The sequence below is a fragment of the Streptomyces sp. NPDC028991 genome (assembly GCF_055564775.1).
Genome location: NZ_JBVHVP010000005.1, coordinates 262,752 through 280,666, shown reverse-complemented (window position 1 = coordinate 280,666; position 17,915 = coordinate 262,752). Strand labels below are relative to the sequence as shown.

General features: G+C 72.2%; 13 protein-coding genes. 10 read left to right on the top strand and 3 right to left on the bottom strand.

Annotated features, from left to right (window positions below):
* Nucleotides 1-152: 152 nt before the first annotated feature.
* Nucleotides 153-1,124: a helix-turn-helix transcriptional regulator gene (locus ACZ4V1_RS13885; RefSeq protein WP_468334224.1), complete on the bottom strand. Its 972-nt coding sequence runs from the start codon at nucleotides 1,122-1,124 to the stop codon at nucleotides 153-155.
* 156 nt (nucleotides 1,125-1,280) lie between these two features.
* Between ACZ4V1_RS13885 and tkt the strand changes: the two genes are divergently transcribed.
* The 7 genes from tkt to ACZ4V1_RS13850 all read left to right on the top strand — a co-directional run bounded on the left by tkt (nucleotide 1,281) and on the right by ACZ4V1_RS13850 (nucleotide 11,343).
* Entirely contained in the window at nucleotides 1,281-3,365 is a 2,085-nt protein-coding gene (gene tkt, locus ACZ4V1_RS13880) for a transketolase (RefSeq protein ID WP_468334221.1), read from the top strand.
* A gap of 68 nt (nucleotides 3,366-3,433) precedes the next feature.
* The gene (tal, locus tag ACZ4V1_RS13875) at nucleotides 3,434-4,579 is read left to right on the top strand and encodes a transaldolase (RefSeq protein WP_468334218.1); all 1,146 of its coding nucleotides are present in this window, start codon (nucleotides 3,434-3,436) and stop codon (nucleotides 4,577-4,579) included.
* Nucleotides 4,576-6,354, top strand: a complete 1,779-nt coding sequence (zwf, locus tag ACZ4V1_RS13870) for a glucose-6-phosphate dehydrogenase (RefSeq protein ID WP_468334215.1) — start codon at nucleotides 4,576-4,578, stop codon at nucleotides 6,352-6,354. The genes tal and zwf overlap by 4 nt, the downstream gene beginning before the upstream one ends.
* Complete coding sequence (opcA, locus tag ACZ4V1_RS13865) at nucleotides 6,351-7,286, top strand: glucose-6-phosphate dehydrogenase assembly protein OpcA (protein WP_468334212.1); 936 nt, start codon at nucleotides 6,351-6,353, stop codon at nucleotides 7,284-7,286. Before zwf ends, opcA begins: the two co-directional genes overlap by 4 nt.
* On the top strand, nucleotides 7,279-8,943 hold the full coding sequence (gene pgi / locus ACZ4V1_RS13860) for a glucose-6-phosphate isomerase (protein WP_468334209.1): 1,665 nt from the start codon (nucleotides 7,279-7,281) through the stop codon (nucleotides 8,941-8,943). The genes opcA and pgi overlap by 8 nt, the downstream gene beginning before the upstream one ends.
* A gap of 1 nt (nucleotide 8,944) precedes the next feature.
* Nucleotides 8,945-9,826 (top strand): phosphogluconate dehydrogenase (NAD(+)-dependent, decarboxylating), encoded by an 882-nt coding sequence (gene gnd / locus ACZ4V1_RS13855; RefSeq protein ID WP_468334206.1) that lies wholly within the window; start codon nucleotides 8,945-8,947, stop codon nucleotides 9,824-9,826.
* Nucleotides 9,827-9,882: 56 nt separating this feature from the next.
* Complete coding sequence (locus ACZ4V1_RS13850; RefSeq protein ID WP_468334203.1) at nucleotides 9,883-11,343, top strand: membrane-associated oxidoreductase; 1,461 nt, start codon at nucleotides 9,883-9,885, stop codon at nucleotides 11,341-11,343.
* On the opposite strand, the gene ACZ4V1_RS13845 is transcribed toward ACZ4V1_RS13850, so the two are convergent.
* Both ACZ4V1_RS13845 and ACZ4V1_RS13840 read right to left on the bottom strand, forming a co-directional pair.
* Nucleotides 11,330-13,126, bottom strand: a complete 1,797-nt coding sequence (locus tag ACZ4V1_RS13845) for a bifunctional sugar phosphate isomerase/epimerase/4-hydroxyphenylpyruvate dioxygenase family protein (RefSeq protein ID WP_468334200.1) — start codon at nucleotides 13,124-13,126, stop codon at nucleotides 11,330-11,332. The genes ACZ4V1_RS13850 and ACZ4V1_RS13845 overlap by 14 nt on opposite strands.
* A gap of 15 nt (nucleotides 13,127-13,141) precedes the next feature.
* Nucleotides 13,142-14,020 carry a shikimate dehydrogenase gene (locus tag ACZ4V1_RS13840; protein WP_468334197.1) on the bottom strand — a complete coding sequence of 293 codons (879 nt, stop codon included), beginning with the start codon at nucleotides 14,018-14,020 and terminating at the stop codon, nucleotides 13,142-13,144.
* Between the two features lie 181 nt (nucleotides 14,021-14,201).
* Here ACZ4V1_RS13840 and ACZ4V1_RS13835 point away from each other — a divergent pair, with 181 nt between their 5' ends.
* From ACZ4V1_RS13835 to ACZ4V1_RS13825, 3 genes are all read left to right on the top strand, one after another.
* Complete coding sequence (locus ACZ4V1_RS13835; RefSeq protein ID WP_468334194.1) at nucleotides 14,202-14,867, top strand: TetR/AcrR family transcriptional regulator; 666 nt, start codon at nucleotides 14,202-14,204, stop codon at nucleotides 14,865-14,867.
* Nucleotides 14,868-15,029: 162 nt separating this feature from the next.
* Nucleotides 15,030-16,388, top strand: coding sequence for an MFS transporter (locus tag ACZ4V1_RS13830; RefSeq protein ID WP_468334191.1), 1,359 nt, complete (start codon nucleotides 15,030-15,032; stop codon nucleotides 16,386-16,388).
* Between the two features lie 277 nt (nucleotides 16,389-16,665).
* Nucleotides 16,666-17,895: a serine hydrolase domain-containing protein gene (locus ACZ4V1_RS13825; RefSeq protein ID WP_468334834.1), complete on the top strand. Its 1,230-nt coding sequence runs from the start codon at nucleotides 16,666-16,668 to the stop codon at nucleotides 17,893-17,895.
* Nucleotides 17,896-17,915: the final 20 nt, after the last annotated feature.

Sequence of the window (17,915 nt, the reverse complement as noted above, 5' to 3'; positions counted from 1 at the left end):
GCCCGGGCAGACGCCACGGACCGGGCAGACGCCACGGACCGGGCGGGCGCCACGGCCCGGGCAGACGGCCGCGGTTCTTCTCCCACGGGGGTGGGGAGGGGCCGCGGCCCCGGCGCGTGCGCACGGGTTCGTCATGGCCCGCACAGGGCCGCTCAGCGCAGCTCCGCCCGGAACGCCGCCGGCGTCTGGTCCGTGTGCTGCTGGAAGAACTTGGAGAAGTTCGCCGCGTCCGGGAAGCCGACCGCCGCGCCGACCCGGCCGATGGGCATCCCGGTGTGCGCGAGGAGCCGTTTGGCCTCCAGGACGACGCGTTTGTCGATGAAGCCCTTGGGCGTCTCGCCGGTGGCGGCGCGCACCGCGCGGACGAGGGTGCGGCGGGAGTAACCGAGCGCGTCGGCGTAGGCGCTGACGCTGTGGTTGGTGGCGAAGCCCCGCTCGACCGCGTCCCGGAAGAGGGTGAAGGTGGTGTCGCCCGGCGCGTCCGCCCGCCCGTGGCGTGCCGCCCGGGCCGAACTGGCCGCGAGGTGCGCGAGGCGCAGCAGGAACGCGGAGAGCGTGTGGCGCAGCACGGCGGTGTGCAGGCTCAGCGGCAGGCTGGTGGCGTCCTCGTACTCGCGGCGGAGCTGGTCGAGCGCGGCCGTGAGCCCGGCGAGCCGCGCCTCGTCGGGCCGGAGCAGGGGCGGCAGGTCGTACCGGTAGAGGCCCGTGGCTTCCACGGTGGCGCGGGGCAGGAAGCCGGGCTGCATGGTCAGCACCGTTCCGCGGTACTCGCTCGTCTGCGAGAAGCGGTGGACCTGTCCGGGCCGGATCCACAGCAGATCGCCGGCCGTCGCCTCGTACTCGGCGAAGTCGATCATGTGACGTACCGGGCCTCCGGTGAAGAGCATGACGACGTGGAAGTCGATGCGGTGCACGCGGTGCAGCGGGGCGTGCGCGTGCCAGGTGCGGCCGGCGCCCATGGGACCGACCTGCATGCCGACGCCGAGGAGGCTGAGATCGACCGGGAAGGGGAACGTTCTGATCCCGTCGCCGCCCCTGGCGTCACCGCCACCGTCACCACCGCCGTCACCACGGCTGTCACCACGGCCGTCGCTACCGCCGTCTTCGATGCTTTCGTCCGCCATGTCCTTCTCGCGCCGTCCCACCCGTGCGCCCCGACGCCGGGGCGTGTCCCAGTTTCACCACAGGCTGGCACACCACGACCTTCACTCTCAAAAGTCAGACTTTTAAGTTTGAACACGTCAGATCGTTTCTCTGCTCCGATCGAGGATTACTTGAAGATGAGCACGCACACAATGGACGGCGCGGACCGCTTCGAATGGACCGAACTCGACCGGCGTGCCGTCGACACCGCCCGAGTCCTCGCGGCCGATGCCGTGCAGAAGGCCGGGAACGGCCATCCCGGCACGGCGATGGCCCTGGCCCCGGCGGCGTACACGATCTTTCAGAAGGTGATGCGGCACGACCCCGCCGACCCCGAGTGGACCGGCCGTGACCGCTTCGTCCTCTCCCCCGGCCACACCTCGCTGACCCTCTACACGCAGCTCTACCTCGCCGGATACGAGTTGGAGCTGGACGACCTGAAGGCGTTCCGCACACACGGCTCGAAGACGCCCGGCCACCCGGAGTACGGGCACACCGCGGGCGTGGAGACGACGACCGGCCCGCTCGGCCAGGGCGTCGCCAACGCGGTGGGCATGGCGATGGCCGCCCGTTACGAGCGCGGTCTGTTCGACCCTCAGGCCCCGGCCGGCGAGTCCCCCTTCGACCACACCGTCTGGGCGATCGTCTCCGACGGCGACCTCCAGGAAGGCGTCTCCGCCGAGGCGTCGTCGATGGCCGGCCACCAAAGGCTCGGCAACCTCGTCTTCCTCTACGACGACAACCACATCTCCATCGAGGGCGACACCGCGACCGCCTTCTCCGAGGACGTGCTGAAGCGCTACGAGGCCTACGGCTGGCACGTGCAGCGCATCGAGCCCGCCGAGAGCGGTGACGTCGACGTGCACGCGCTGTACGCGGCGCTGACGGCCGCGCGGGCCGAGACCGGCCGGCCCTCCATCATCGCCATGCGCACGATCATCGCGTGGCCCGCCCCGAACGCCCGGAACACCGAGGCGTCCCACGGCTCCGCCCTCGGCGAGGACGAGGTCGCCGCCACCAAGCGCGTCCTCGGCTTCGACCCGGAGCGGTCCTTCGAGGTCGCCGACGAGGTCCTCGCCCACACCCGCCGGGCCCTGGACCGGGGCGCCGAGGCGCACGCCGCCTGGGACAAGCGGATCGCCGCGTGGCGCGACGACCAGCCGGAGCACGCGGCGCTGTTCGACCGCGTGGTGGCCGGCCGGCTGCCGGAGGGCTGGGAGGACGCCCTGCCGGTGTTCGAGACCGGCAAGGCGGTCGCCACCCGCGCCGCCTCCGGCAAGGTCCTCCAGGCCCTCGGCCCGGTGCTGCCCGAGCTGTGGGGCGGATCCGCCGACCTCGCCGGCTCGAACAACACCACCATCGACAAAACCAGCTCCTTCCTCCCCGAGGGCAACCCGCTGCCGCAGGCCGACCCCTACGGCCGCACCGTGCACTTCGGCATCCGCGAGTTCTCGATGGCCGCGGAGATGAACGGCATCGCCCTGCACGGCGACACCCGGGTCTACGGCGGCACCTTCCTGGTCTTCTCGGACTACATGCGCAACGCCGTCCGCATGTCCGCCCTGATGCAGCTGCCGGTGACCTACGTGTGGACGCACGACTCCGTCGGCCTGGGCGAGGACGGCCCGACCCACCAGCCGGTCGAGCACCTGGCCTCGCTGCGCGCCGTCCCCGGCCTCAACGTCGTCCGTCCGGCCGACGCCAACGAGACCGCCACCGCCTGGGCCGAGATCCTCAGGCGGCACTCCGCCCGCCCGGCGCCCCACGGCCTCGTCCTGACCCGTCAGGGCGTACCGACGTACGAGCCCAACCCGGACGCGGCGCGCGGCGGCTACGTCCTCGCCGACGCCTCCACCGGCGCCCCGGACGCCGTCCTGATCGCCACCGGCTCGGAGGTACAGCTCGCCGTGGCCGCGCGGGAGGTCCTGGAGGCGGAGGGCACGCCCACACGGGTGGTGTCGATGCCGTCGGTGGAGTGGTTCGAGGAGCAGCCGCGCGAGTACCGCGAGAGCGTGCTGCCGCCGTCCGTGCGGGTCCGGGTGGCCGTGGAGGCCGGTATCGGCCTGACCTGGCACCGGTTCGTCGGGGACGCGGGCCGCATCGTGTCCCTGGAGCACTTCGGCGCCTCCGCCGACGCCGGGACCCTGTTCACCGAGTTCGGCTTCACCGCCGAGCACGTCGCCGCCGCCGCCAGGGAGTCCCAGGCCGCCGCCCGCGGCTGAGCCGGCCGGATCCGACGGCGGCCAAAACCGTGAGCAAGAACCGCGGGCGAGAACCGCAGAAAGAGAAGATGATCACTGTGACCGAAGCAACCGCGACCGCGGGAGCACTGCGGCGCCTGTCCGAGGCGGGCGTCTCCGTCTGGCTGGACGACCTGTCGCGGCGGCGGATCGAGTCCGGCGGCCTCGCCGGGCTGATCCGGTCGAAGAACGTCGTCGGCGTGACCACCAACCCGTCCATCTTCCAGGCCGCCATCGGCTCCGGCGAGGGCTACGAGGAGCAGCTCGCCGACCTCGCGACCCGGGGCGTCACCGTCGACGAGGCGGTCCGCATGATGACCACCGCCGACGTCCGCGCCGCCGCCGACGTGCTGCGCGAGGTGTACGACGCCACCGGCGGCCGGGACGGCCGGGTCTCCATCGAGGTCGACCCGCGTCTGGCCCACGACACCCGGGCCACGATCGCCGAGGCGCGTCAGCTGGCCTGGCTGGTCGACCGCCCCAACGTCATGATCAAGATCCCGGCGACGAAGGCCGGACTCCCGGCGATCACCGAGGTCATCGGCGCCGGCATCAGTGTCAACGTCACGCTGATCTTCTCCCTGGAGCGCTACCGCGAGGTCATGGACGCCTACCTCGCCGGCCTGGAGAAGGCGCAGGCGGCCGGGCTGGACCTGGCGGGCATCCAATCCGTCGCCTCCTTCTTCGTCTCCCGGGTCGACAGCGAGATCGACAAGCGTCTGACGCTGCTGGGCACGGGCGAGGCACTCGCCCTGAAGGGGAAGGCGGCACTGGCCAACGCGCGACTGGCCTACGAGGCATACGAACACACGTTCTCGGGGGAGCGCTTCACCGCCCTGGCCGGGGCCCGCGCGAACACCCAGCGCCCCCTGTGGGCGTCCACCGGGGTGAAGGACCCGGCATTCCGGGACACCCTGTACGTGGAGGAGCTGGTCGCTCCCGGCACCGTGAACACGATGCCGGAGGCCACCCTGGACGCCGCCGCCGATCACGGCGACGTGCGGGGCGACACGGTCACCGGTGGTTACGCCCAGGCCCGGGCCGACCTCGCGGCCGTGGAACGGCTCGGCATCTCGTACGACGAGGTGGTGCAGCAGCTGGAGCAGGAAGGCGTGGCCAAGTTCGAGGTGGCCTGGCAGGACCTGCTGGACGCCGTGACGAAGTCCCTCGACAGCAAGGGAGTTGACGGGGAATGAGCGAGGACCTTCCCGCTACGACGGTCCACGAGACCAAGGCGACGAAGGAGGCCAAGGAGACGAGGACCGCCCGGGAGGCGGCGGGGCCGTCGCACGCCGAGGAGGCCGAGGAGTCCCGGGCAGCCGGGGCCTCGAAGGCCGCCAAGGGGGCCGGGGCCGCCCGGACCGCCAAGAAGTCCCAGGCGGCCCGCGCCGCCAGGGGCACGAAGGCGGCGGGGGCCGGCGCGGAGGCCGTCGCACCCGTGGCGCCCCTCGACTGGAGCAACCCCCTGCGCGATCCCCAGGACCGGCGCCTCCCGCGTATCGCGGGCCCGTCCGGACTGGTCATCTTCGGTGTCACCGGCGACCTGTCCCGCCGCAAGCTGATGCCGGCCGTCTACGACCTGGCCAACCGCGGCCTGCTGCCACCGGGCTTCTCCCTGGTCGGCTTCGCCCGCCGGGACTGGGAGAACCAGGACTTCGCCCAGGTCGTGCACGACGCCGTGAAGGAACACGCGCGCACACCGTTCCGCGAGGAGGTCTGGCAGCAGCTCGCCGAGGGCATGCGCTTCATCCCCGGCGACTTCGACGACGACAACGCCTTCGAACAGCTGCGCAAGGCCGTCGAGGAGCTGGACGCCTCCCGCGGCACCAGCGGCAACTACGCCTTCTACCTCTCGGTGCCGCCGAAGTTCTTCCCGAAGGTCGTCCAGCAGCTCAAGAAGCACGGACTGACCGACGCCCCCGACGGCTCCTGGCGCCGCGCGGTGATCGAGAAGCCGTTCGGGCACGACCTGGACAGCGCCCGGGACCTCAACGCGCTGGTGCACGAGGTCTTCGACCCGGAGCAGGTCTTCCGCATCGACCACTACCTGGGCAAGGAGACCGTCCAGAACATCCTGGCCCTGCGCTTCGCCAACCAGATGTACGAGCCGATCTGGAACCGGTCCTACGTCGACCACGTGCAGATCACCATGGCCGAGGACATCGGCATCGGCGGCCGGGCCGGCTACTACGACGGCATCGGCGCCGCCCGTGACGTCATCCAGAACCACCTGCTCCAGCTGATGGCCCTGACGGCCATGGAGGAGCCCGCCTCCTTCGACGCGGCGTCGCTGCTCACCGAGAAGCTCAAGGTGCTGCGGGCGGTACGGCTGCCGGACGACCTCGGCGAGCACACCGTGCGCGGGCAGTACGCGGGCGGCTGGCAGGGCGGCGCGCAGGTGCCCGGCTATCTGGAGGAGGAGGGCATCGACCCGGCCTCCACGACCGACACGTACGCGGCGATCAAGCTGGGCATCGACAACCGCCGCTGGGCGGGCGTCCCCTTCTACCTGCGCACCGGCAAGCGGCTCGGCCGCCGGGTGACGGAGATCGCGGTGGTCTTCCAGCGGGCCCCGCACTCGCCCTTCGACTCCACCGCGACGGAGGAGCTGGGCGAGAACGCGATCGTCATCCGGGTGCAGCCCGACGAGGGCATGACGGTGCGGTTCGGCTCCAAGGTGCCGGGCACGTCGATGGAGATCCGGGACGTGTCCATGGACTTCGCCTACGGCGAGTCGTTCACGGAGTCCAGCCCGGAGGCCTACGAACGGCTGATCCTGGATGTCCTTCTGGGCGACGCCAACCTGTTCCCCCGTCACCAGGAGGTGGAGGAGTCCTGGCGGATCCTCGACCCGATCGAGGAGTACTGGGGCGCGCACGAGCGGCCCGCGCGGTACGCCTCGGGCAGTTGGGGACCCCGCGAAGCCGACGAGATGCTCGCACGAGACGGACGGAGCTGGCGCAGGCCATGAGGATCGACCTGACCGACACCACGGCAAGCAAGATCAACAAGGCGCTCGTGCAGGGCCGCCGCGCCATCGGCACACCGGCCGTCGGCATGGTCCTGACGATCGTGGTCGTCACGGACGAGGAGAACGCCTACGACGCCACCAAGGCCGCCGAGGAGGCCTCGCACGAGCACCCCTCGCGCACCCTGGTCGTCATCAAGCGCCACCCCCGCAACCTGCGCGACCGCACCCGCTCGCACCTCGACGCCGAGGTCCGGGTGGGCTCCGAGGCCGGCACCGGCGAGACGGTCGTGCTGCGCATGTACGGGGAGGTGTCCGAGCACGCGGACTCGGTGGTGCTGCCCCTGCTGCTGCCGGACGCCCCGGTCGTCGTGTGGTGGCCGGTGGAGGCGCCCGACAACCCCGCGAAGGACCCGCTGGGGGCGCTGGCCCAGCGCCGCATCACCGACCTGTACGCGGCCGAGCGGCCGATGGAGGTCCTGGAGAGCCGGGTGCGCTCCTACGCGCCCGGCGACACCGACCTCGCCTGGACCCGGCTGACGCTGTGGCGCTCCATGCTGGCCGCGGCGCTGGACCAGGCCCGGGTACCGGTGACCTCCGCGGCCGTGGAGGCCGAGGCCGACAACCCGGCCGCCGAACTGCTGGCCCGCTGGCTGGAGGCCCGGCTGCACGTCCGGGTCGAGCGCGTGCTCACCGACGGACCGGTCGTCACGGCCGTCCGCCTGGGCACCGCGAACGGCGAGATCGTCATCGACCGGCCGGAGGGCCCCATCGCCACGATGACCCTGCCCGACCAGCCCCCGCGCTCCCTCGCGCTGAAGGTCCGCACGACCGCCGAACTCATCGCCGAGGAGCTCAGGCGCCTCGACGCCGACGAGATGTACGCCATCGCCCTGCGCGGCGAGGCCGGCAAGGAGACCCCTGTCCATGTCTGACACCCCGAAGCTCGACCGGCGACCGGAGTGGACCGCGCTGGCGGACCACCGCAAGGACGCGCTGCCGCGGCCGGACCTGCGCGAGCTGTTCGCCGCGGACCCCTCACGGGCGGAGCGGTACGTCGTGCGCGTCGGCGACCTGCGCATCGACTACTCCAAGAACCTGGTCACCGACGACACGCTGGCGCTGCTGCGCGAACTGGCCTCCGCCACCGGCGTGTTCGACCTGCGCGACGCCATGTTCCGCGGCGAGCGGATCAACATCACCGAGGACCGGGCGGTGCTGCACACCGCGCTGCGCGCCCCGCGGGACGCGGTGATCGAGGCCGGCGGCGAGAACGTCGTGCCCAAGGTGCACGCCGTGCTGGACAAGATGGCCGCCTTCGCGGACCGGGTGCGTTGCGGTGAGTGGACCGGATACACCGGCAAGCGCATCAGGAACGTCGTCAACATCGGCATCGGCGGCTCGGATCTCGGCCCGGCGATGGCGTACGAGGCGCTGCGCGCCTTCACCGACCGCTCGCTCACCTTCCGTTTCGTGTCGAACGTGGACGGCGCCGACCTGCACGAGGCGGTCCGGGACCTGGACCCGGCGGAGACGCTGTTCATCGTGGCGTCCAAGACCTTCACCACCATCGAGACGATCACGAACGCGACCTCGGCGCGCTCCTGGCTGCTGGCCGGGCTGGACGGTGCCGGAAAGGGCGACGAGAAGGCCGTCGCCCAGCACTTCGTCGCGCTGTCGACGAACGCCGAGAAGGTCGCCGGCTTCGGCATCGACACGGCCAACATGTTCGAGTTCTGGGACTGGGTCGGCGGCCGCTACTCGTACGACTCGGCGATCGGGCTCTCCCTGATGATCGCCATCGGCCCGGACCGCTTCCGGGAGATGCTCGACGGATTCCGCATCGTCGACGAGCACTTCCGCAACGCCGAGGCCCCGGCCAACGCTCCGCTGATCCTGGGTCTGCTGGGTGTCTGGTACGGCAACTTCCTCGGCGCCCAGTCGCACGCGGTACTGCCGTACAGCCACTACCTGTCGAAGTTCACCGCCTACCTCCAGCAGCTCGACATGGAGTCCAACGGCAAGTCCGTCGACCGTGCGGGACGCCCCGTGGAGTGGCAGACCGGCCCGGTGGTCTGGGGCACGCCCGGCACCAACGGACAGCACGCGTACTACCAGCTCATCCACCAGGGCACGAAGCTCGTCCCGGCCGACCTGATCGGCTTCGCCCGGCCCGTCGCCGAGCTGAGCGACGAGCTGAAGGCCCAGCACGACCTGCTGATGGCCAACCTGTTCGCCCAGGGACAGGCGCTCGCCTTCGGCAAGAGCGCGGGGGAGGTCAGGGCGGAGGGCGTGGCCGAGGAGCAGGTGCCGCACCGCACCTTCCCGGGCAACCACCCGACCACCACCATCCTGGCCACCGAACTGACCCCCTCCGTCCTCGGCCAGCTCATCGCGCTCTACGAGCACAAGGTGTTCGTCCAGGGCGCGGTCTGGGACATCGACTCCTTCGACCAGTGGGGCGTCGAGCTCGGCAAGGTGCTGGCCAAGCGCGTCGAGCCCGCCCTGACCGAGGGCTCGGACGTGCCCGGCCTCGATCCGTCCACGGCCGCGCTGGTGGCCGCCTACCGCGAACTGAAGGAAGTGCACTGACATGCAGATCGGTCTTGTTGGTCTCGGCAAGATGGGCGGCAACATGCGCGAGCGTCTGCGCAACGCCGGCCACACCGTCGTCGGATACGACACCAATCCCGAGCGGGCCGACGTCGACAGTCTGGTCGAGCTGGTCGACCGGCTGGACCGGCCGCGCGCGGTCTGGGTGATGGTCCCGGCCGGCGCCGCCACCCAGCACGTCATCGACCAGCTGGCGACGCTGCTCAAGCCCGGTGACACCGTGATCGACGGCGGCAACTCCCGCTGGACGGACGACGAGAAGCACGCCGAGGAGCTCGGCAGGCGCGGCATCAACTTCGTCGACGCGGGCGTCTCGGGCGGCGTGTGGGGCCTGAAGAACGGCTACGCCCTGATGGTGGGCGGCGAGAAGGAGACCGTCGAGGACCTGAAGCCCGTCTTCGACGCGCTCAAGCCGGAGGGCCCCTACGGCTACGTCCACGCGGGCAGGGTCGGCGCCGGGCACTTCTCCAAGATGGTCCACAACGGCATCGAGTACGCCATGATGCAGGCGTACGCCGAGGGCTGGGAGCTGCTGGAGAAGGTCGACTCCGTGGACAACGTCCGCGAGGTCTTCCGCTCCTGGCAGGAGGGCACCGTCATCCGCTCCTGGCTCCTCGACCTGGCCGTCAAGGCCCTCGACGAGGACCACCACCTGGACGAACTGCGCGGGTACGCGGAGGACTCCGGTGAGGGGCGCTGGACCGTGGAGGCGGCCATCGACAACGCGGTGCCGCTGCCCGCGATCACGGCCTCCCTCTTCGCCCGGTTCGCGTCCCGGCAGGACGACTCGCCGCAGATGAAGATGGTCGCCGCGCTGCGCAACCAGTTCGGCGGGCACGCGGTCGAGGCCGCCAAGAAGTAGGCGGCACGGAAAGCGCGTTGACGTGACCGGCCGGTCCGGGTCAGAGTCCGTCCCTGATGGAGATCAACGACCTGACACCGGCCGAGGCGCGCGTCTGGCGGGCGTTCGCCACCGGCACCGCGGTGGACTTCCGCGCCGCCGACGACGAGGACCCCGCCGACGGCGGCACCTGGGGCCCGGAACGCACCGTGCGCGCCGGTGTGCTGCGTGCGCTGCTCCTGGACGGCCCCCGGGAGGACGGCGAGGTGGCGGCGCTGAGTCTGGCGGGTGCGCGCGTCACCGGGCGGCTGGAACTCCAGTACGCGACGGTGGACCACCCCGTGCGGCTGCGGCACTGCCACTTCGAGGACGTGCCCAGGCTCTACGCGGCCCGGCTGCGCGAGCTGAACCTGAGCGAGTCCGTGCTGCCCGGCCTGATCGCGCACGCCGTCCGGGTGGACGGCGTGCTGCGGCTGACCCGCGCCCGGTTCGACGGGATGGTGCGGCTGGGCGGTGCGGAGATCACCGGCAGCCTGTATCTGGAGAGCACGCGGATCCGCGCGCCGGACACCGAGGGACCGGTGCTCCAGCTGAACCAGGCGGTCCTGGGGGCCGACCTGTGGGCTCCGGGGCTCCGGACGCGGGGCACGGTGCGGCTCGACGGCGCCCGGGTGGCCGGGACGGTCAACCTCACCGACGCGGTACTCGACCGGCCGGACGGCACCGCCCTGCAGGCCGAGACGCTCGCGGCCGAGGCCGACGTGCTGATGCGGCACGCCGAGGTGCGGGGCCGGCTGGAATTCCGCGGCGCCCGTATACCCGGCCGGCTCGACCTGTCGCAGGCGCGCCTGGTCAATCCCGCGGGGACCGCGCTGCGCGCGAGCAGCTGTGTGATCGGCGAACTGTGGCTGCGCCAGTGCCCGCGGGTGGAGGGCGCCCTCAATCTGCGCCGCTCCCAGGTGGAGGTGCTGTTCGTCGAACCGGAGGTGGTACCGCACTGGGTCCAGCTGAACGACCTCGCCTACACGTCGCTCATCCCGCACGAGCCCGCCGCGAGGCGGCTGCCGATGCTGGAGCGCGGCGACAGCTACCTGCCGTACATCTACGAGCAGCTGACCGCCTCCTACCGCCGCATCGGCGACGACGACGCGGCCCGGCTGGTCCAGCTGGCCAAACAGCGGCGGCACCGCCGCACGCTGCCCTGGTACGCCCGGCTGTGGGGACACCTCCAGGACGTCACGGTCGGCTACGGCTTCCGTCCGCTGCGGGCCGGGGGCTGGCTGCTGTCGCTGCTCGCGATCGGATCGGTCGTCTACGGCCGGCACCACCCGCCGCCGCTCAAGCCGGCCGAGTCCCCCGACTTCGACCCGGTCTTCTACACCCTGGACCTGCTGCTGCCGGTGATCTCCTTCGGTCAGGAGAACGCCTTCGCGCCCGAGGGCGGGTACCAGACGCTCTCCTACGTCCTGATCGTCACGGGCTGGATCCTGGCCACCACGGTGATCACCGGTCTGACCCGCACCGTCAGCCGCCAGTGAACCCCCGCACCGCGTGCTGCGCGGCCAGCCGGACCGGGGCGTTCGCCGCGCCGTAGCCGCGGTATCCGCCGTCCCGCTGGACGAGCTCGAAGAAGACCCGGCCGACGGTGTGCGTGTAGCAGTGCCGGAAGGTGCCGTGCGCGTCGCGGTCGTAGAGGATGCCCAGCTCCCGGTACGTCTCAAGCTCGCCGTCGGCGAACTCGAAGCGGGCGGCGAGGTCGTCGTGGTAGTTGGCCGGGATCGGCAGCAGCGGGCCGCCGGCGGCACGGTAGCGGCGGGCGGCGGCGACCACGTCGTCGGTGGCCAGGGCGATGTGCTGGGCGTGTGCGGTGTCGTCGGCGGGAGCCGCGCCGACGGTCAGGACGATGCGGACCCCGCCGTCCTCGGTGGTGACGGCGCGACTGCGCAGCAGGCCGTAGGGGTCGGCGACGTCCACGCTCTCCTGCGGGCGCAGTCCGAGGACGCCGCGGTGGAAGAGCGCCGCCTCGTCGAACTGGTGCCAGGGCTGGGTGAGGGAGAGGTGGTCGACGCGCCAGCCCCGTCCGGCCTCGGCAGCGGCCCCCGTGTCTTCGAAGTCCGCCCGCCAGTCGGGCGGTCCGGGGCGCTCGGTGGAGCAGAAGAACAGCTCCGTGCCGTCGGGCGCGGCGACCGCCTCCAGCGGGGCGTCGCCGGGCGCGCGGCGGCGCGGCAGCACCGGTGCCAGCAGGGCCTCGGCGCGGCGGGCCGCTCCGGCGGGGTCGGGCGACTCCAGGCCGACGGCGGCGAGCCGGGTGCCGTCGCGGCGTTCGGCCGGTCCGGTGTTGACCAGGACGCGGGCGTCGCCCCGCTGCCACAGGTCGACGGGCTTGCCGCGGTGCCGTGCGGTGCGGGCGAAGCCCAGCGCGCCGAGGACGGCCGAGACGGGTGCGGCGTCGGGCGTGACCAGTTCGGCGAAGGCGACCCCGGTGGGCGGGGCGGGCGCGGGCGGCGCGGCGAGGCCGGCCGTCTCCTGGAGCGTGCGCAGGGAGCGCTGGGCGTCCACGGCCGTGGGGCCCGCCTCGGACTGCCGGAAGACGTCGTTGAAGACCTCCAGGGACAGGGGACCGTCGTAACCGGCGCGCAGTACGTGCCGCACCAGCCCGGCGACGTCGAAGCCGCCCTGGCCGGGGAAGCAGCGGTAGTGGCGGCTCCACTGGAGGACGTCCATGGCGAGCAGCGGGGCGTCGGCGAGCTGGAGGAAGAAGATCTTCTCGCCGGGGATGTCCTCGATGCCTTTGGGGTCGCTGCCCCGGGAAAGGATGTGGAAGCTGTCCAGGCAGGTGCCGAGCGCGGGGTGGCCGGCGCTCTCGACGACGTGCCAGGCGTGGTCGTAGGTGCTGATGTGCCGGCCCCAGGCGAGCGCCTCGTAGGCGACGCGGACGCCGTGCTCCCGGGCCAGGCCGGCGAGTCGGCTCAGCTGCTCGGCGGCCAGCGCGTCGTCGTCCACGGCGTGCGGAGAGACGCTGGAGCAGACCAGGACGGTGTCGGCACCGAGCCTGCGCGTCAGCTCGAACTTGTGCCGGGCGCGGCGCAGGGCTCGGGCGAACTCGTCCTCGGGCAGTGCCTCGACGTCCCGCACGGGCTGGTAGAGGTCGATGGTGAGGCCCAGGTCGGCGCAGCGGGCGCGGATCTCCTCGGGGGTCAGAGGGCTGGCCAGCAGGTCGTTCTCGAAGATCTCCACGCCGTCGAAGCCGGCCCGGGAGGCGGCCGTGAGCTTCTCGGTGAGGGATCCGCTCAGGGAGACGGTGGCGATGGACGTCCGCACGTGGCTACCTCTTTCCTACTGCGGGGCCGCGAGGGCGCCCGCCAGGTCGGTGATGTCGGCGAGCATCCGCTCGGCGTCGGGTTCCCGCCCGGTGAACAGCCGGAACGCGTCCACGGCCTGGAAGACGGCCATGCCGCCGCCGTCGAGGGTGGCGCAGCCGAGGGTGCGGGCGGTGCGCAGCAGCTCGGTCTCCAGGGGGCGGTAGACGACCTCGGCGATCCACAGCCCGGGGTGGAGCAGTTCGGCGGGCAGGGGCAGGCCGGGGTGGGCGGCCATGCCGGTGGGGGTGGCGTGCACGACGCCGTCGGCCGTGGTCAGCAGCCCGGGCAGCCGGGCCGGGGCGGCGTGGGCGGCGCGGCCGTCGCCGAAGTGCCGGTCGAGCTGGGCGGCCAGGGCGGCGGCCCGTTCGGGCAGCGCGTCGACGACGGTGATCCGTCCGGCGCCCAGGGTGAGCGTGGCGTGGGCGACGGCCGCTCCCGCGCCGCCGGCGCCGAGCTGCACGATCCGCTCCAGCCGAGCGTCGGGCAGTCCTCGGGCGAAGGAGGCCGCGAAGCCGGTGACGTCGGTGTTGTGGCCGGTGGCCCGGCCGCGGTCGTCGAAGACGACGGTGTTGACCGCGCCGAGCGCCTCGGCCCGCGGGGCGAGCGCGTCCAGGTGCTCGATGACCAGCTGCTTGCACGGGTGGGTGATGTTCAGCCCGTCGAAACCCAGGTCGCGGGCCGCGCGCAGCAGGTCTCCCACCGCCTCGGGCCGGACGCGGAGGGTGTCGATGTCGATCAGCCGGTACAGGTAGCGCAGACCCTGCCGGGCGGCCTCCCGCTCGTGCAGTGCCGGGCTGAGCGAGGGGCCGATGCCGGAGCCGATCAGCCCGACGAGATACGAGTCCTTGGCCACCGGGGACCTCCTGAGCGGCTCGGGCTGCTGCCCGAGCGACCAATGTACGAACCAGTACGTTAGTCATAGCAGGAGGTCGGGGCGTGCGGGAAGGCGGGGGCTTCTAGAATCACCGGCACGCACCAGCCCGCAGCCCCGCCCCGCAGCCGCCCCGCAGCCGCCCCGCAGCCGAAGGAACCCGATGACCAGCGTCGACGAACCGGCACGATCCGGCACCCGCACCCGCGACGCCGCCCGCACCCGGGCCGAGATCCTCGACGTGGCGACGCGGGAGTTCGCCCGGGCCGGCTACGACGGCGCCCGCGTCGACGAGATCGCCGCCCGCACCCGCACCACGAAGCGGATGATCTACTACTACTTCGGCGGCAAGGAACAGCTGTTCACGGCCGTGCTGGAGCGGGCGTACGGCGTGATCCGGGACGCCGAGCAGCAGCTCGACGTCGAGCACCTGGACCCGGTGGCGGCCGTCCGGCGCCTCGCGGAGGTGACGTTCGACCACCACGAGCGGCACCCCGACTTCATCCGCCTGGTGAGCATCGAGAACATCCACGACGCCGAGCACATCGCGTCCTCGGAGATGCTGGCCAGCATCGGTTCCCCGGCGCTCGACGTGATCCGCCGGATCCTGGCGGACGGGCAGCGGTCCGGCCTGTTCACGGCCGACGTCGACGCCGTCGACCTGCACGCGATGATCAGCTCCTTCTGCTTCTTCCGGGTCGCCAACCGGCACACCTTCGGCGCCCTGTTCGGCCGCGATCTGGTGGCCCCCGACCAGCGCGAGCACTACCGGGCCATGCTCGGCGACATGGTGATCGCCTACCTCACGGCGGAGCGCGCGGCGGACTGACCGCGGCGGCGGCGGAGCGACGAGACCTCTTGACACACGGGAAACGTGCGCGCAGCATCCCTTCCCAACCGCGACTAACTACCCAGTGGGTTAATTAGCCGATCGGCACTTCTCCCCTCCGCTCACTCCGCCTGCCGTGGAGCCCCCCGAAGGAGCAACGCCGTGTCCGTCCCCGCCCCCGCGTCCCAGGGCGCCGCCCCGCCCGGCCAGCCGAAGAAGGCCGCGACCGCCGCCTGGATCGGCAGCGCGCTCGAGTACTACGACTTCTTCATCTACGGCAGCGCCGCCGCGCTGATCTTCCCCGAGGTCTTCTTCGACGAGTCCGACCCGGCCACCGCGACCCTGCTGTCGCTGGCCACGTTCGGCGTCGCGTACGCCGCCCGCCCGGTCGGCGCGTTCTTCCTCGGTCACATCGGCGACCGCATGGGCCGCAAGAAGATCATGGTGTTCACGCTGATCCTGATGGGCGTGTCGACGTTCCTCATCGGCTGTCTGCCCACGCGCGACCAGGTCGGCACGCTCGCCCCGGTCCTGCTGGTGCTGTGCCGGGTCCTCCAGGGCATCTCGGCGGCGGGCGAGCAGGCCAGCGCCAACTCCATGACCCTGGAACACGCGCCACCGCACCAACGCGGCTTCTTCACCAGCTTCACCCTCAGCGGCACCCAGGGCGGGCAGCTGCTCGCCACCCTGGTCTTCCTCCCCATCGCCGCGCTCCCCGAGGACCAGCTGCTGGCCTGGGGCTGGCGCGTGCCGTTCTGGCTGAGCGTCGTGGTCGCGATCGTCGGCTACGTCATCCGCCGCAAGCTGGACGAGACGCCGGCCTTCACGCAGCAGACCGCCACGGAGGGCTTGGTGAAGATGCCGCTGGCCGTGCTGGCGCGCGACCACTGGGCGGACGTGCTGCGGGTGGTCGCGGGTGCGCTCATCGCCTCGGTCAGCACGATCTTCACGGTCTGGGCGCTGGCGTACGCCACCAGCGACTCGGTCGGCATGTCCCGTACCGCCATGCTGTGGGTGGGTGCCCTCGCCAACGTCGTCGCGCTCGCCGCGATCCCGCTGTGGGCGATGCTGTCCGACCGCATCGGCCGGCGTCCGGTGTACCTGATCGGCGCGGTGGGCAGCGCGGTCACGATGTTCCTGTACCTGTGGGCGATCTCGACCGGCTCGTACGCTCTGACGTTCCTGACCGGCATCGTCGCCTTCGGCGTCGTCTACAGTGCCGCGAACGGCGTGTGGCCCGCCTTCTACGGCGAGATGTTCTCCACCCGGGTCCGGCTGTCCGGCGTGGCGATCGGTACGCAGATCGGCTTCGCGGTCGCCGGGTTCGCGGTGACCTTCGCGGCGCAGATCGCCGGTCCGGACGGGGACGACTGGTTCGCGGTGGCGCTGTTCACGGCGGCGCTGTGCGTCCCGCCGGTGGTCGCCGCCTGCTCCGCCCGCGAGACCCACGAGGTTCCCACGGAGGAACTCGGCGAGCGGACCCGCGAGGAGGCGGCACGGCCCGAGACGGTGACGGCCTGACCCGCTCGGCCGTCACGCCCTACGACGCGTCGGCGCCCCCTCGCCGTCGCGGCTGTCTTCGACCGCACGCCTGCCCGTGCCGAGCCCCTGCGCGCGGCCGGCGCCGGGGTGGCGGCGGGCCCCGCCGAGGTCTTCGGGCACGGCGGCGAGGACATGGTCGCGGTCCTCCGCGCGATCGAGGCGCGCACCGGTGGCAGCGGCGGGTCATGAGGTCTGAAGGCGCCCGCGCGGGGTAGCACGGACCCACCTCGACGAACGACCAAGGAGGGCGATGGGGATGGCACCGCTGCGGCAGGAGGTCGACGCGGGTGCGGCCGGGCTGGATCCGAATGCGCTCGACCGGCTCGACCTGCACTTCGCCCGGCAGGTCGACGAGGGCAGGATGCCCGGGTTCCTGGTGGCCGTCGCCCGCGGCGGGCGGGTCGCCCATCTGACCGTGTACGGGCGGCGGGACGTCGCGGCGGGACTGCCCGTGGCGGCCGACACGCTGTGGCGGATCTACTCCATGACCAAGCCGGTCACGTCCGTGGCCGTGCTGATGCTGGTGGAGGAGGGGCGGCTGTCGCTCGACGACCCGGTGGCGCGGTACCTCCCCGCGTTCGCGGAGCCGCGGGTGTACGTCGAAGGGTCCGGGGACGCCGTCGTCACCCGGCCGGCCGCCGGTCCGGTCCTCGTCCGGCATCTGATGACCCACACCGCCGGGCTGACCTTCGGTTTCTACCACGCCCACCCCGTCGACGAGCTGTACCGCGCGGCCGGCCTGCAGTCGTCGGTGCGGCCGGGCGCGGGTCTGGCCGAGACGGTCGACCTGTACGCGAGCCTGCCGCTGCAGTTCGAGCCGGGCACACAGTGGAACTACTCGGTGGCCGCCAACGTGCTCGGACGGCTCGTGGAGGTGGTGTCCGGGCAGCCGCTCGACGTGTACTGCGCCGAGCGCGTCTTCCGGCCGCTCGGCATGACGGACACCGGCTTCCACGTCACCGACGAGCAGGCCGGGCGGCTGGCCGAGCTGTACGGCGAGACGGACGGCGGCGGCATCGAACCGGTCCCCGGGCTGCCGCTGCGGGGCCGGCCGCGCTTCCTGTCCGGCAGCGGCGGCCTGGTCTCCAGCGCGTACGACGTGCACCGCTTCGCGGAGCTCCTGCGGCGCCGGGGCGAACTGGACGGCGTCCGCCTGCTCAGCCCCGGGACGGTGGACCTCATGACCCGCAACCACCTGCCCGGCGACGCCGACCTGCGCGCCTACGGCAGCCGCCCGGCGCACGACGAACCCGGCAACGACGGTGTCGGCTTCGGTCTCGGCGTCTCCGTGGTGATCGATCCGGACCGCACCCAGGCGCCCTCCGGGCTCGGCACCTACGGCTGGAGCGGGGTGGCGACGACGACCTTCTGGATCGACCCGGGCCGTGACCTGACGGTGCAGTTCATGACCCAGGTGCGCCCGAAGTCCTCGCACACGGTCTACCCGGACCTCAAGCGGCTCGTGCACGAGGCCGTGGCGGGCTGATCCGTCCGCTCCCGCCCGGG

Excerpts from the sequence above, each read along its gene's own strand:
- ACZ4V1_RS13825 (WP_468334834.1), top strand. The coding sequence starts at position 16,666 with ATGGCACCGCTGCGGCAGGAGGTCGACGCGGGTGCGGCCGGGCTGGAT.
- ACZ4V1_RS13850 (WP_468334203.1), top strand. The coding sequence starts at position 9,883 with ATGGAGATCAACGACCTGACACCGGCCGAGGCGCGCGTCTGGCGGGCG.
- ACZ4V1_RS13835 (WP_468334194.1), top strand. The coding sequence starts at position 14,202 with ATGACCAGCGTCGACGAACCGGCACGATCCGGCACCCGCACCCGCGAC.
- ACZ4V1_RS13885 (WP_468334224.1), bottom strand. The coding sequence starts at position 1,124 with ATGGCGGACGAAAGCATCGAAGACGGCGGTAGCGACGGCCGTGGTGAC.
- zwf (WP_468334215.1), top strand. The coding sequence starts at position 4,576 with ATGAGCGAGGACCTTCCCGCTACGACGGTCCACGAGACCAAGGCGACG.
- tkt (WP_468334221.1), top strand. The coding sequence starts at position 1,281 with ATGAGCACGCACACAATGGACGGCGCGGACCGCTTCGAATGGACCGAA.
- opcA (WP_468334212.1), top strand. The coding sequence starts at position 6,351 with ATGAGGATCGACCTGACCGACACCACGGCAAGCAAGATCAACAAGGCG.
- gnd (WP_468334206.1), top strand. The coding sequence starts at position 8,945 with ATGCAGATCGGTCTTGTTGGTCTCGGCAAGATGGGCGGCAACATGCGC.
- pgi (WP_468334209.1), top strand. The coding sequence starts at position 7,279 with ATGTCTGACACCCCGAAGCTCGACCGGCGACCGGAGTGGACCGCGCTG.
- tal (WP_468334218.1), top strand. The coding sequence starts at position 3,434 with ATGATCACTGTGACCGAAGCAACCGCGACCGCGGGAGCACTGCGGCGC.